We start from the raw sequence: 12,931 nt of genomic DNA on the forward strand, positions 1-12,931 counted from the left end.
GCAGAGATCAACAAAAAGGTTTCGGCTCACCAATCAAGGTATGACGTCGGCGAGATCGAGACGGAAGAACTGGTTGTGCGGGTTCGGCTGGTAGTCCGCGAAGGGACCGCACTGGACGAAGCCGGCGCTGCGATAGAGTGCGATGGCCGGCGCGTGCAGCGCCGCCGTGCCGGTTTCCAGACTCAATCGCGCGTAACCGCGACTGCGCGCGTCCGCGATGATGTGATCGAGCAAGGTGCGCCCGACACCTGTCCCCCGTGCTGCCGGGGCTGCCCGCATCGACTTGACCTCGCCATGACGGGCATCCAGTTCCTTGAGCGCACCGAAGCCCGCCAGCGTATCGGCCTGCCACGCCGTCCAGAACGTGACGCTTGCTGCCGCAAGACCCGTTGCGTCGAGCGCAGAGGCGTGACCGTTCATCGCCGCATGCAGTTCACGGAGATGGTGGGACAGCAGCTCCGCCACACGCGACGCCGTCGGATCGTCCTTCCGTATCTCCAATCGCGCTGCCACTTCCAAGTTGGACTACCTTCCGACCTATCCATGATCGACGCAGACGCTTTGCCGAGCAACCATCCGAACCGGGAAGGTAGTTGAGCGGTGAGCCGCATGGGCTTATCTGGCTATATGAGCGCCGATGCCCCTCGCACCATTCGAATAGCGGCTGCCTTGATAGATGACGGCGCCGGCCGCTTGTTGTTGGTCCGCAAGGCAGGAACCGGGTGGTTCATGCAGGCCGGCGGCAAGATCGAGGATGGCGAGAGCCCCGTAGGCGCGCTGCGCCGGGAGCTGGACGAGGAACTCGGATTGGTGCTGGCCGAGGATGATGCGCGCCATCTCGGCTGCTACCTTGCCCCGGCGGCGAACGAACCCGACCATATCGTCGAGGCGGAAATCTTCCATGTGCGCATTCGGCACGATCCCGCCACACAGTCAGAGATCGAGGAGGCCGTGTGGGTCGATCATGCCGCGGCGATGATGCTGCCCCTGGCGCCCTTGACCCGCGACCATATCCTCTCCCTGTACCGCACGCTCTGATCCGGTTCCCCGATCAGTCATCCCTTCGAGAAGGGGATCACCGATCAACCGCCGCAACCCTCGCGAGGGGTTCCCGCCCCAGGCCCAACCCGCTAACCCGTCCCGGATGGAGACGGACACGCTCGACCAGCCTTATGCCGGCACCCTCCTCGATGGTGCGCATCGCTTCGCGCTCCGCGTCTATTTCGAGGATACGGACCTGACCGGCATCGTCTACCACGCCAATTATCTGCGTTTCATGGAGCGCGCCCGATCGGACATGCTGCGCTGCGCCGGGATCGACCAGCGCGCCGCGCACGAGGCCGGCGAGGGCGCCTATGCGGTGGCCGATCTCGCCATCCGCTACCGTCGCCCGGCGAGGCTGGACGACGCGCTCGTCGTGGTCAGCCGGGTGGGGGAAATCCGCGCCGCCGCCTGCCTCATTCATCAGAGGGTCATGCGCGGACAGGAAGTGCTGACGGAGGCGGACGTCACCGCGGCCTTCGTCGCGCCCGACGGGCGTCCCCGCCGCCAACCGCGCGCGTGGATCGACATTTTCGAGCAGCTCAGAGGACGGTCGTAAACAGATGGAAAGCCTCGGCGTCACCCCCACCGGCTCGCTGCTCTCGCCGGTCACGTTGTTCATGCAGGCCGATCTCGTCGTGAAGGCGGTGATGATCGGGCTGCTGCTGGCGAGCATCTGGACGTGGGCGATCATCATCGGCCACGGCGTCCGGCTGCGCCGCACGGCGCGGGCCAGCGAGCAGTTCGAGCGCGACTTCTGGAAGGCCGACGACATCGACAAATATTTCGACGGGCCGGGCAAGCAGGATCTGCCGCCGGCGCGGGTGTTCTCCGCCGGCGTGTCCGAGTGGCGCCGCTCCACCGGCGGCAAGACGGTGGATCGGGAGGGCACGCGCCAGCGCCTGGCCACCGCGATGGGCGCCGCCGTGGCGGCAGAGGTGGACCGCCTGTCCGATCGGCTGAACATCCTCGCCACGATCGGCTCGGTCGCGCCGTTCGTCGGTCTGTTCGGCACCGTGTGGGGCATCATGAAGAGCTTCACCGATATCGCCGCCCAGCAGAACACGTCGCTGGGCGTGGTCGCCCCCGGCATCGCCGAAGCGCTGTTCGCCACCGCGCTCGGCCTGTTCGCGGCGATTCCGGCCGTCATCGCCTACAATCGCCTCAGCCACGTCATCAACCGCATGGAGGCGCGGCTGAACCGCTTCGCCGACGGCTTCCACGGCACGCTCAGCCGCGAGCTGGAGGTCTAGGGTGGCGATGGGGCCGATGCGCGGCCGCGGCCATGGCGGCCGGCGCGCGCCGATGGCCGAGATCAACGTGACGCCGCTCGTCGACGTGATGCTCGTGCTGCTCATCATCTTCATGATCACCGCGCCGCTGCTGGTGGCGGGCGTGCCGGTGAACCTGCCGGACAGTCGCGCCGGCGCGCTGGATCAGGATCAGAAGCCGATCTCCGTGTCGCTGGACGACGGCGGCAAGATCTACGTCAACGACGAGGAGACGGCGGAGGCCGCCCTGCCCGCCCGGCTGGAGGTGCTCGCCGCCGCCGCCGCCAAGGGGCCGGAGGCGCCGCAGGTCTATCTGCGGGCCGATCGCGGGCTGGATTACGGGCGGGTGATGAAGGTGATGGGCGAGCTGAACCGCGCCGGCCTCAACAAGGTCGCGCTCGTCACCGTCGGCGAGGAAGGCCGCTGACGATGGAGCGGGCCGAGAAGGTCGGGCTGGGGATCGCGACGGCGGGCCATGTGCTGCTGTTCGCCATCCTGTCGCTCGGCCTCGTCACCCGCGCCAAGCTGCCGCCGCTGAAGAACGAGCCGATCGACGTGGTGCTGGTCGACGCGATCGGCCTGCGCTCCGCCGCGCCCGAGGCGACGCGCGAGCCGCCGGCCCCGTCGGAGGCGCCGACCGTCGCCAAACCCGAGGAGGCCGTCGCGCCGGCGGAGGCCCCACCCGAGCCGGCGCCCGCACCGGAGCCCGCGCCGCCCAAGCCGACGCCGCCGAAGCCCGCGCCGCCCAAACCCGCGCCGCCGAAGCCAACACCGCCGAAGCCCACGCCTCCCCAACCGAAGCCGCAGCCGGTCGAGAAGCCCCGGCCGGCACCCAAGCCGGCGCCGAAGCCCGCCCCGACCAGGCCGGCGGAGAAGCCCGCGCCCGCCAAGGCCGCGCCCGCCAAGCCCGCCCCGGCCAAGGCCACGCCGGCCAAGCCGGTGCCGGACAAGAGCGCCAGGCCGACGAAGGCGGATGTGGCGGCCGCCGGCGACACGCGCGATCGCCGCCGGCCGGACAAGCCGGCGGACGCCGTCGGCGCGCCCTCCACCAAGCCGGCCAAACCGGCCGGCGGCAAACCCGGCGACAAGCCCGCCAAGGCCGCCGGCAGTCGCCTCGGCCCAGACTTCCTGAAAGGCATCGCGCCGGAGAAGACGGCCGGCAAGGCGACCAAGCCGGCGGCCGCCGCCGTCTCGGCAATCGCGATGCAGGGGCTAGGCGCGGCGATCCAGCGGCAGGTGAAGCCCTGCTACGATCTGGGCTCCTTGGGAGGCACCCCGGCCATGTCGATCGTGACGACGCTGCGCATGAAGATGAACCCTGACGGCTCGGTCGCCAACGTCACCGTGCTAGAGCAGACCGGGATCAACGCCGGCAACCAATCCTATGCGCGGCAGATGGGCGAGCTGGCACGCCGGGCGGTGCTCCGTTGCGCGCCGCTCAAGCTGCCGGCGGAACTGTATGAAGGCGGTTGGGAGGATATCGCTCCCACCTTCATCCCCGGCCAGATGGGATGAAATGCGCGCGCCCGCTCTCCCCGCCGCCGCTCTCGCCGTCGCAGGATCTCTCGCTCTCGCCGGTTGCGTGGCGCAGCCGCCGCTGCAAACGGCCGCCCGCCCACGCGCCGATCCGGAGATGGCGCGCGTGATCGCCAGCGCCGCCGATCAGGTGAGGCGCTGCTACCGCGCGCCCCGCGTCGGCCGCGCCGGCGGCAGCATCGTCACCACCCTGCGGGTGAACTATGCGCCGGACGGTACGCTGGCCGAGCTGCCGCGCCTGCTCGGCCAGCGCGGCGTGACGGAGGCGAACGCCTATGTCGCCCAGCAGCTTGCGGAGGCGGCGACGCTGGCGATCATCCGCTGCGCGCCGATCAGCCTGCCGCCGGAACGCTACAGCAACGGCTGGGATTCGTTCGACCTGACGTTCAGCCCGAAGGCCGTGGCATGACACGATCGATGCCCCCGCGCGTTGCCGCGACGATGGAGACGATGATGCGACCCCCCATTTCCCTTATCGGCGCGCTCGCCGGCGCCTGCGCGCTGGCCCTCGCCGCCCCCGCCGCCGCCCAGATCCGCGTCGACATCACCGGCGGCATCTCCCAGCCGATGCCGATCGCCATCCCGGTGATGCCGACGCCCGCCACCGTCTCCACCGCCGCGGGCGATACGGCGGGGCTCGGCGCGCAGGTGGCGCAGGTCGTCACCGGCGACCTCAAGAATAGCGGCCTGTTCAGCCCGCTGCCGGCCGCCGCGCTGAAGCCGGTCGGCTTCAATCAGGTGACGTCGCCGGACTATCCCACGTGGACGGTCACGGGCGCTCAGGCGCTGGTGCAGGGCTTCGTCCAGGCGAATGGCGACGGCACGCTCACCGTCGGCTGCTACCTCTATGATGTGTTCGCCCAGTCGGAGCTGACGCGGCAGGGCTTCGTCGTCTCGCCGGCCAACTGGCGCCGCGCCGCACACAAATGCGCCGACACCATCTACACCCGCCTCACCGGCGAAGGGCCGTATTTCGACAGCAAGGTCGTCTACGTGTCGGAGACCGGCGCTAAGACGCGCCGTATCAAGCGCCTGGCGATCATGGATCAGGATGGCGCCAACCACCGCTTCCTCACCAACGGCCAGTCGATCGTGCTGACGCCGCGCTTCGCGCCCAACCAGCAGACGATCGCCTATATGTCGTTCGTCAACAACCGGCCGCGGGTCTACGTCTACGATGTCGGCTCCGGCCGGCAGCGGCTGGTTGTGGACCAGCCGAACATGACGTTCGCCCCCCGCTTCTCGCCCGACGGCCGCTTCATCGTCTTCTCGATGGCGGTGAACGGCAATACCGACATCTACCGCGTGCCCGCCACCGGCGGCACGCCGCAGCGGCTCACCACCGCGCCCGGCATCGACAGCTCGGCCAGCTACTCGCCGGACGGATCGCGCATCGTGTTCGAGAGCGACCGCTCCGGCGGCCAGCAGCTCTACGTGATGAACGCGGACGGATCGAACCAGAACCGCATCAGCTTCGGCGGCGGCCGCTACGGCACGCCGGTGTGGAGCCCGCGCGGAGACCTGATCGCCTTCACCAAGATCGGCGGCGGCTTCCGCATCGGCATCATGGCGCCGGACGGATCGGGCGAGAAGACGCTGACCAACGCCTGGCAGGACGAGGGGCCGAGCTGGTCGCCCAACGGCCGCGTCATCATGTTCTTTCGCACCGGCCAGGGCTCGGGCAAGGCGGACCTCTGGTCCGTCGACCTGACCGGCGTGAACGAACGGCGCGTGCCGACCCCCCTCGACGGCTCTGACCCGGCATGGGGGCCGCTGCTGCCCTGATCGCCCCCTCTGATCGCCCTTGCCTTGACCGAGAGGTGATTTCCGCCATCCTCACTGCGGCGCGGCGGGCCGCATACTTGTTAGGGAGACGACCATGACCCAACCTCGTGCAAAGGCGGCCGCCGTGAAGCTGCTGCTCGGCGCGGCGCTGATCGCGACCGCGGCCTGCTCCAAGAAGCCGCCCAAGGAATTGCCCCCGCCCCCACCCACCAGCGGAACCTCCGGCGACACCTCGGGCATGAACACCGGCCCGGTCTCGAACGGCGTCGTGCCGGGATCGCGCGAGGACTTCCTCCAGCAGGCCGGCACCGATACGGTGCTGTTCGGCACCGACATGTACGATATCGACGGCGAGGCGCGCGGCATCCTCGACCGGCAGGCGGCATGGCTCAAGAAATATCCGAACGTCCGCGTGACGGTGGAAGGCCATTGCGACGAGCGCGGCACGCGCGAATACAACCTCGCGCTCGGCGATCGCCGCGCCAACTCCGCGAAGAACTATCTCGCCGCGCAAGGCATCAGTGCATCGCGCATCTCGACGATCAGCTACGGCAAGGAGCGCCCCGCCGCTTCCGGATCGGACGAGAGCGCCTGGGCGCAGAACCGCCGCGCCGTCACCGTCGTCATGCAGTAGAACGGCTCGCCCCCTCCCACGCGGGAGGAGGCGGCTTTCAGTGATTTCCGGCTCGCCGGCGCCTTAGCCGAAACTGACGCTCGTGCGCGCACGACGCCGACGCATGGCGCCGCCGACGATCCCGAACCCGCCGAGCATCATCGCCCATGTCGTCGGCTCCGGCACGCCGGCGACAGCCGTGACAGGGCTGTTCGCGTTCGATTCGAAGCCGATGCTGTTCAGCACGTTGTTCGACGAGAAGGCGTAGCCGTAATATGTGCCGCCGCGCGTCACCGCGCGCAGGCCGATGAAATTGTCGCCGTTGGTGAAACGGATCGGCGTCGGATCCATGAACTCGGCATATTGCATGCTGCCGCCGAACGTAACCGGGCCGCCACGGTTGTCCGCGAAGTTGGTCGTCGGCTCACCGAACACGGTGTTCACCTCGCCGCCGTTCGCGGTGCTGATCGTCAGCGGACCTCCACCGAAATAATCGCCGTTGAAGCCGAAGGTGAACGATCCGCCCTGGAAATCGAACACGTAAGACGATGCCGACAGGTCGGCGCCGATCGCCGTGACGACATTGGCGGCAGAGGCTGGCGTGGATATCAGCCCGAGCATCGAACATGCGCCGACCGCGAGTGCGTTGATCGTCATCTTCATGGCAAAAACCCTCCCAATAAGCCCGCGGCAGATACTCGCCGGGGCTGGATGGTTAACGCGTGGTTTACAAAAAAGTTTGTTTTATCCGTGATTTAGTTCGGGGCACGCCGCTCAGGCGAAGTTTCGGGAAATATTGTGCGCCAAGGGCTGAAATGCGCCACGCTGTCGCGACCGTAATGATCTTTGCCAGTGCTTGCGCGCCAACCGACCTGGCTTTGTGACAACTTGGTGAACGATCAGAAGATGTCCGGTTTGTCCCGACGCGATACATGACGCCGAAAAAACCTCCATTGTGGCGATAAGCTGGTCGCGGTACATCGCCGGCGTCGGGGCTTAAGGGGATTGTTTGATGAGTGCTTATTTCAAGATGGCGATCGCCGGTGCGGTCGCTCTGCTGTCCGCCGCCCAGCCGTCGCTGGCCGCATCGATCGTCAACGTGCATTTCACCGGGCCGCAGCGCACGGTCTCCGAGCAGGTCGGGCCCGGCGTGGTCGGTTCTGCCGGTGACAAGTGGAACCAGCTGTTCGACAATCAGGGCACGGCATCGCTGGTCGATTCGAACAACGCCGCTACCGGCTACAGCATCACCTACTCGGCGCAGGGCACCTATGCCTCGGATCCGAGCTACACGCAGTTCACGGGCACGCCGTTCGCCAACCTGATGCAGGGCTATCTCTATTCGTCGAGCGGCCCGATCACGGCCACCATCTCGGGCCTGAACGCCAATCAGTCGTACAGCCTCTATGCAATCACGCAGGGCGACAACAACACGCGCGGCCGGCGCAACGACCTGACGGTCAACGGCCAGTCTGCGTCGAACCTGAACACCAACGCCAGCAGCTTCATCGCGGGCGACAATTATGCGCTGTTCACCGGCCGCGCCAACGCGCTGGGCCAGATCGTCCTCTCGGACACGCCGGGCGTCGGCGAGGCCAATCTCAACGGCTTCCAGCTGACCTCCGCGGTGCCGGAGCCGACGACCTGGGCGATGATGATCGGCGGCTTCGGCTTCGTCGGCGGTGCGATGCGCCGTCGCCGCTCGCAGGGTCATGCGGTGCTCCGCATCGCCTGATCGCCATTACGCAAAGAAGGGGTGAGCCGCCGGTCCCGCGACCGGCGGCTCTGCCGTATCCGGGGTCCGGCCGTTTACGCCGGCGGCTCACTCGTCGCCGTAGATCGCCACCTCCGGCGCGGCATCGTGGCTCATCATGCCGCGATACATGCCCGGCGTGTTGAACGCCCAGCCGCCCGATCCGTCCGGCGCCACCACGATCACGCCGCCCCTGCCGCCGCGATCGCCGAGTTCGGCGATCAGCGCGTCGGCCGCGTCCTCGATCGTCTCGCCGGCCAGCCGCACGCGGGCGCATATCTCGTGCGCCACGCCCAGCCGGATGAAATATTCGCCGGAGCCGGTGCAGGAGATGGCGGCGGCGCGATCGTCGGCATAGGTGCCGGCGCCGATCAGCGGCGAATCGCCGATCCGCCCCCAGCGCTTGGCGGTGAGCCCGCCGGTGGAGGTGGCCGCCGCGACATGGCCGGCGCCGTCCACCGCCACCGCGCCGACGGTGCCGTATTTCATGCCCTGATCGAAGCCGCCGTCTGGCCGCGCCAGCATCTCGTCCAGCTGCCGCCGCCGCTCGGCCGTGGCGAACCAGTCGGGCGGCGCCTGCTCCAGCCCCTGATCGCGCGAGAAGGCGTCGGCGCCGGCGGCGGAGAGCAGGACGTGCGGGCTCCGCTCCATCACCGCGCGCGCCAGGCTGACGGGATTGCGCGTGGCGGTGACGCCGGCGACCGCGCCCGCCGCCAGCGTATCGCCGGCCATGATCGCCGCATCGCACTCGATCGCGCCGTCGGCGGTGTAGACGGAGCCGCGCCCGGCGTTGAAGTGCGGATCGTCCTCCAGCACCCGCACCGCCGCCTCCACCGCGTCGATCGCGCCGCCGCCGGCGGACAGGATCGCGCCGCCCGCCACCAGCGCCGCGTGCAGGCCGGCGCGGCCGGCGGCATCCTCGTCCGCGCTCAGGCGCCCCCGCGCCATCGATCCCGATCCGCCGTGGATCACCAGAGTCCAGCGTTGCGTCATGATGCGATCCTCATTTCGCCGCCTTGCGCAGCGCCAGACGCACCAGCGCATCGAGCGTCGCGGCGTCCCCCAGCTCGTCGGCGGCGGCCGCCACCGCCGCATTCGCCTCGGCCGGCCGGAAGCCGAGATTGGCGAGCGCCGACAGCGCATCGCCCGCCGCGCCGCCGGCGGCCGCCGGCATTGTGCCGGCCGGGCCGATCGCGACGGCGCCGACCTTGTCCTTCAGTTCGTTGACGATCCGCATCGCCAGCTTCGGCCCCACGCCGTTCGCGCGCGCCACCATCGCCTTGTCGCCACCGGCGACCGCACGGCCGAGCTCGTCCGCGTCCAGCGCGGAGAGGATCGCCAGCGCCACCCGCCCGCCGACCCCCTGCACGCCGGTGAGCAGGCGGAACCAGTCCCGCTCCCCCGCCGAGCCGAAGGCGTAGAGCGTGATCGCGTCCTCGCGCACCTGCATCTCGGTGAACAGCATCACGGCGCCGCCGACCGGCCCGATCGCGCCGAGCGTGCGGGCCGATGCCTGCACCAGATAGCCGACGCCGTTCACGTCCAGCACCGCATGGTCGACGCCCGCTTCCGCCAGGATGCCGCTGAGCCGCGCGATCATGCCGTGATCCTTCTCATGCCGTCACCCGCCGGGCGAGCGCGCGGGCGCTGGCGAGATGGTGGGCGTGGGTAATCGCCACCGCCAACGCGTCGGCGGCGTCCGGCCCGGTCAGCTTCACGCCCGGCAGCAGCCGCGCGACCATCGCCTGCACCTGCCGCTTGTCCGCGCCGCCGGTGCCGACCACCGCCTTCTTGACGATGCTCGGATGATATTCGCCGATCGCGACGCCCGCCGTCGCCGCCGCCAGCAGCACCACGCCGCGCGCCTGCCCCAGCTTCAGGGTGGAGACGGCGTTCGAATTGCCGAGCACCTCCTCCACCGCCGCCCCGTCCGGCCGCTCGGCCCGGATCACGCCGGAGAGCGCGTCGAACAGCAGGGTCAGCCGGCGCGGCAGCTGCATCGCCGGCTCCGTGCGGATCTGGCCGTTGGCGACGTGGCTGAGGCGGTTGCCGTCCGCCGCGATGACGCCCCACCCGGTCGTGCCGAGCCCCGGATCGAGACCGAGCAGGATCATGGCCGAAGCCCCTCCCCTTCAGGGGAGGGGTTGGGGTGGGGCCAGCGTGGGGGGAGGGAGGAGACCTTCGCCAGGATCGCCGAGAGCACGCCCTCCATGTTCGCGATCACGTCGTGATTGGTGAAACGGATGACATGGTAGCCGATCCTCGCCAGACGCTCATCGCGCCGCCCATCCGCGCTCGGATCGTGCGTGTCGCCGTCCACCTCCACGACAAGCGCGTGAGCCGGGCAGAGGAAGTCCGCGATTATCGATCCGATCACCGCCTGCCTGCGGAACTTGAAGCCGCCGAGCTGCCGGTTCGAGAGGTGCCGCCACAAGCGTTTCTCCGCCTCGGTCGGCGCGTTGCGCATCGCGGTAGCATGCTGGGCGAGTTCGAGACTTGGCATCGCACGTCGCCCCCAACCCAACCCCTCCCCTGAAGGGGAGGGGCTTTGCACGTCAGCCCAGCCGCTCCATGACGTCGTCGGAGATGTCGTAATTGGCCCACACGGTCTGCACGTCGTCATCGTCGTCCAGCGCGTCGATCAGCTTGAACAGGGTCGCGGCGTCGCCCTCGCCCACCGCCACCGTGGTCTGCGGCCGCCAGGCGAGCTTGGCCCCCTCCGCCTCGCCCAGCACCGGCTCCAGCGCGCGCGCCACCTCGTGCAGGTCGCCCTGCGCCGTCCAGATCTCGTGGCCGTCGTCGCTGGAGGTCACGTCCTCGGCGCCCGCCTCCAGCGCCGCCTCGAACACCTTGTCGGGATCGCCGGCCTTTGCCGGATAGGTGATCAGGCCCATGCGGTCGAAGCTGTGGCTCACGGATCCGGCCGTGCCCAGGTTGCCGCCGTTCTTGGAGACGGCGGTGCGCACGTTGGTGGCGGTGCGGTTGCGGTTGTCGGTCAGCGACTCGATGATGAGGGAGACGCCGCCGGGGCCGAAGCCCTCGTACCGCACCTCCTCGTAATTATCCGAATCGCCGCCGGCCGCCTTGTTGATCGCCCGCTGGATATTGTCGTTCGGCATCGATTGCGCGCGCGCCGCGATGATGGCGGAGCGCAGCCGCGCGTTCATGTCCGGATCGGGCAGGCCCATCTTGGCCGCCACCGTGATCTCGCGGCTGAGCTTGGAGAACAAGGCGGAGCGCTTCTTGTCCTGCGCGCCCTTGCGATGCATGATGTTCTTGAACTTGGAATGGCCGGCCATTGAACCGTCGATCGCCTCTGTTTCAGGGGAATGACGTTCCTCTAGCGGTGGCGGCAGGCGGCATCAACCGGCCGGCCGCCGATGCCGTCAGTGCAGGCCCAGCGCGTTGCGATAGGTCTCCAGCAGCGCGTCCATCTCGTCGCGCGCATCCTTCTCCATCTTGCGCAGGCGGATCACGGACCGCATCGTCTTGCTGTCGAAGCCCTGGCTCTTGGCTTCGAGATAGACGTCGCGGATGTCGTCGCTCATGCCCTTCTTCTCTTCCTCCAGCCGCTCGATACGCTCGATGAAGAGGCGCAGCTGTTCGGCCGCGACATTGTCACTCATGGCTTGCTCCCGCAGATTCGGTGTGAGGCGGAGCGTCTAGGGGAGCGGACGCACGCGCTCAAGCCCGACGGTGCCGGCGGGCGGACGGGCGCTCAGCCGACGCGGTTCTTCGCCACGCTGGCCTCCATGCGGGCGATCTGCTCCGGCGTGGCGGTGCCCTGGTGCTTCGCCTTATACTCGGCATAGGGCATGCCGTAGATCGCCTCGCGCGCGGCATCGCGGCCGAGCGCGCCGCCGGAGGCCTCGGCCGTCCAGTCCGCCAGGCAGTTGCGGCAGAAGCCGGCCAGCCCCATCAGATCGATATTCTCGGCGTCGGTGCGGTGGCGCAGGTGGGCGACGAGGCGGCGGAAGGCGGCGGCCGCCGTCGCATCGTCGATCGGGATGTCGGTGTCGGTCGTCTCGCTGCAGCTCATCGGTCAGCTCCCTCGGGCATCGCCGGCCATATCGGGATCGAGCAGGCCATAGTCCACCAGCGCCGCACGCAGCGTCGGCACGTCGACGAAGCGGTGCGTGGTCATCCCCACGGCGGCGGCGCCGGCGACATTGTCGGCCCGGTCGTCGACGAACAGCGCCTCCCCGGGCGCCAGGCCGAAGCGGGCCAGCGCCAGCCGGTAGATCGCCGCGTCCGGCTTGGTCAGCCGCTCCTCGCCGGAAACGACCACGTCGCGGAAGCGATCGAACATCGCGGCATGATCGGCGCGGAACGGCGGCCAGAATTCGTGGCTGAAATTGGTGATGGCGAACAGCGGCACGCCGCGCGCGTCCAGCGCCTCCACCAGCCTGCCCATGCCAGGCATCGGCGCCACCTGCTCGCCGAAGCGCGGCCCCCAGGCGGCGATCGCCTCGGCATGCTCGGGATGGCGGGCGATCAGCTCGGCACTGGTGTCCGCGAAGGGGCGGCCGGCATCGTGCTGGAAGTGCCAGTCCTTGGTGGCCACGTCGCGCAGAAACCCGGCCCGCGTCGCCGCGTCCGGGATCAGTTTGGCGTAGAGCAGCTCCGGCTGCCAATCGACCAGGACGTTGCCGACATCGAAGATGACGGCCGCGATCCCCATCGGCTGGCGCCCCGGCGGCGGCGGTTCAGCCCTGGCGCGCCTTGAAGCGGCGGTTCGTCTTGTTGATGACGTAGGTGCGGCCGCGGCGGCGGATCACGCGGTTGTCGCGATGGCGACCCTTCAGCGACTTGAGCGAGTTACGGATCTTCATCGAATCGACGCCTGCATGGCTGCGCAGGCACTGGCTGCACAGGGTGAATGGAAACGAGGCGCTCCCCTATGCAAGCCTGCCCGCCGAGTCAACCGCGCAA

The 12,931-nt window shown here is 69.0% G+C and carries 20 protein-coding genes; 9 read left to right on the forward strand and 11 right to left on the reverse strand.

From position 1 onward, the window contains the following. Window positions 1-33: 33 nt before the first annotated feature. Window positions 34-465, reverse strand: coding sequence for a GNAT family N-acetyltransferase (locus tag GNT64_RS13465; protein ID WP_479683734.1), 432 nt, complete (start codon window positions 463-465; stop codon window positions 34-36). Between the two features lie 162 nt (window positions 466-627). Here GNT64_RS13465 and GNT64_RS13470 point away from each other — a divergent pair, with 162 nt between their 5' ends. The 8 genes from GNT64_RS13470 to pal all read left to right on the forward strand — a co-directional run bounded on the left by GNT64_RS13470 (window position 628) and on the right by pal (window position 6,267). Then, the gene (locus GNT64_RS13470; RefSeq protein WP_197276989.1) at window positions 628-1,038 is read left to right on the forward strand and encodes an NUDIX hydrolase; all 411 of its coding nucleotides are present in this window, start codon (window positions 628-630) and stop codon (window positions 1,036-1,038) included. 106 nt (window positions 1,039-1,144) lie between these two features. Beyond that, on the forward strand, window positions 1,145-1,600 hold the full coding sequence (gene ybgC, locus GNT64_RS13475; protein ID WP_156679983.1) for a tol-pal system-associated acyl-CoA thioesterase: 456 nt from the start codon (window positions 1,145-1,147) through the stop codon (window positions 1,598-1,600). A 4-nt stretch (window positions 1,601-1,604) separates the two neighbouring features. After that, window positions 1,605-2,294: a protein TolQ gene (tolQ, locus tag GNT64_RS13480; RefSeq protein ID WP_156679985.1), complete on the forward strand. Its 690-nt coding sequence runs from the start codon at window positions 1,605-1,607 to the stop codon at window positions 2,292-2,294. 7 nt (window positions 2,295-2,301) lie between these two features. Further along, complete coding sequence (tolR, locus tag GNT64_RS13485) at window positions 2,302-2,739, forward strand: protein TolR (protein ID WP_156681632.1); 438 nt, start codon at window positions 2,302-2,304, stop codon at window positions 2,737-2,739. Between the two features lie 2 nt (window positions 2,740-2,741). Next, window positions 2,742-3,827, forward strand: coding sequence for a hypothetical protein (locus tag GNT64_RS13490; protein ID WP_156679987.1), 1,086 nt, complete (start codon window positions 2,742-2,744; stop codon window positions 3,825-3,827). Between the two features lie 67 nt (window positions 3,828-3,894). Further along, window positions 3,895-4,257 (forward strand): hypothetical protein, encoded by a 363-nt coding sequence (locus GNT64_RS13495; RefSeq protein ID WP_156679988.1) that lies wholly within the window; start codon window positions 3,895-3,897, stop codon window positions 4,255-4,257. Between the two features lie 44 nt (window positions 4,258-4,301). Next, window positions 4,302-5,633, forward strand: coding sequence for a Tol-Pal system beta propeller repeat protein TolB (tolB, locus tag GNT64_RS13500; protein WP_231639546.1), 1,332 nt, complete (start codon window positions 4,302-4,304; stop codon window positions 5,631-5,633). A gap of 94 nt (window positions 5,634-5,727) precedes the next feature. Continuing rightward, window positions 5,728-6,267: a peptidoglycan-associated lipoprotein Pal gene (gene pal / locus GNT64_RS13505; protein WP_156679989.1), complete on the forward strand. Its 540-nt coding sequence runs from the start codon at window positions 5,728-5,730 to the stop codon at window positions 6,265-6,267. A gap of 63 nt (window positions 6,268-6,330) precedes the next feature. On the opposite strand, the gene GNT64_RS13510 is transcribed toward pal, so the two are convergent. Continuing rightward, a complete protein-coding gene (locus GNT64_RS13510; RefSeq protein WP_231639007.1) occupies window positions 6,331-6,909 on the reverse strand; it encodes a PEPxxWA-CTERM sorting domain-containing protein in 579 nt (192 codons plus the stop codon). Between the two features lie 349 nt (window positions 6,910-7,258). Here GNT64_RS13510 and GNT64_RS13515 point away from each other — a divergent pair, with 349 nt between their 5' ends. Continuing rightward, entirely contained in the window at window positions 7,259-7,981 is a 723-nt protein-coding gene (locus GNT64_RS13515; protein ID WP_156679990.1) for a PEPxxWA-CTERM sorting domain-containing protein, read from the forward strand. An 87-nt stretch (window positions 7,982-8,068) separates the two neighbouring features. On the opposite strand, the gene GNT64_RS13520 is transcribed toward GNT64_RS13515, so the two are convergent. The 9 genes from GNT64_RS13520 to ykgO form a co-directional block, all read right to left on the reverse strand. Beyond that, entirely contained in the window at window positions 8,069-8,992 is a 924-nt protein-coding gene (locus GNT64_RS13520; protein WP_156679991.1) for an isoaspartyl peptidase/L-asparaginase family protein, read from the reverse strand. A 10-nt stretch (window positions 8,993-9,002) separates the two neighbouring features. After that, the gene (gene ruvA, locus GNT64_RS13525; protein WP_156679992.1) at window positions 9,003-9,599 is read right to left on the reverse strand and encodes a Holliday junction branch migration protein RuvA; all 597 of its coding nucleotides are present in this window, start codon (window positions 9,597-9,599) and stop codon (window positions 9,003-9,005) included. A 13-nt stretch (window positions 9,600-9,612) separates the two neighbouring features. After that, window positions 9,613-10,113, reverse strand: coding sequence for a crossover junction endodeoxyribonuclease RuvC (gene ruvC, locus GNT64_RS13530; protein ID WP_156679993.1), 501 nt, complete (start codon window positions 10,111-10,113; stop codon window positions 9,613-9,615). Further along, complete coding sequence (locus GNT64_RS13535) at window positions 10,110-10,502, reverse strand: endonuclease domain-containing protein (RefSeq protein WP_156679994.1); 393 nt, start codon at window positions 10,500-10,502, stop codon at window positions 10,110-10,112. Before GNT64_RS13535 ends, ruvC begins: the two co-directional genes overlap by 4 nt. 52 nt (window positions 10,503-10,554) lie before the next feature. Further along, a complete protein-coding gene (locus tag GNT64_RS13540; protein ID WP_156679995.1) occupies window positions 10,555-11,298 on the reverse strand; it encodes a YebC/PmpR family DNA-binding transcriptional regulator in 744 nt (247 codons plus the stop codon). Window positions 11,299-11,385: 87 nt separating this feature from the next. Then, window positions 11,386-11,625, reverse strand: a complete 240-nt coding sequence (locus GNT64_RS13545) for a DUF2312 domain-containing protein (RefSeq protein WP_145153665.1) — start codon at window positions 11,623-11,625, stop codon at window positions 11,386-11,388. Window positions 11,626-11,717: 92 nt separating this feature from the next. Then, window positions 11,718-12,038, reverse strand: coding sequence for a DUF1244 domain-containing protein (locus GNT64_RS13550; RefSeq protein WP_156679997.1), 321 nt, complete (start codon window positions 12,036-12,038; stop codon window positions 11,718-11,720). A gap of 3 nt (window positions 12,039-12,041) precedes the next feature. After that, a complete protein-coding gene (locus GNT64_RS13555; protein ID WP_156679999.1) occupies window positions 12,042-12,680 on the reverse strand; it encodes an HAD family hydrolase in 639 nt (212 codons plus the stop codon). Window positions 12,681-12,705: 25 nt separating this feature from the next. After that, window positions 12,706-12,831, reverse strand: coding sequence for a type B 50S ribosomal protein L36 (ykgO, locus tag GNT64_RS13560; protein ID WP_004210176.1), 126 nt, complete (start codon window positions 12,829-12,831; stop codon window positions 12,706-12,708). Between the last annotated feature and the right edge of the window lie 100 nt (window positions 12,832-12,931).

Source organism: Sphingomonas profundi (assembly GCF_009739515.1).
In the GTDB taxonomy this organism is placed as follows: Bacteria; Pseudomonadota; Alphaproteobacteria; order Sphingomonadales; family Sphingomonadaceae; genus Alterirhizorhabdus; species Alterirhizorhabdus profundi.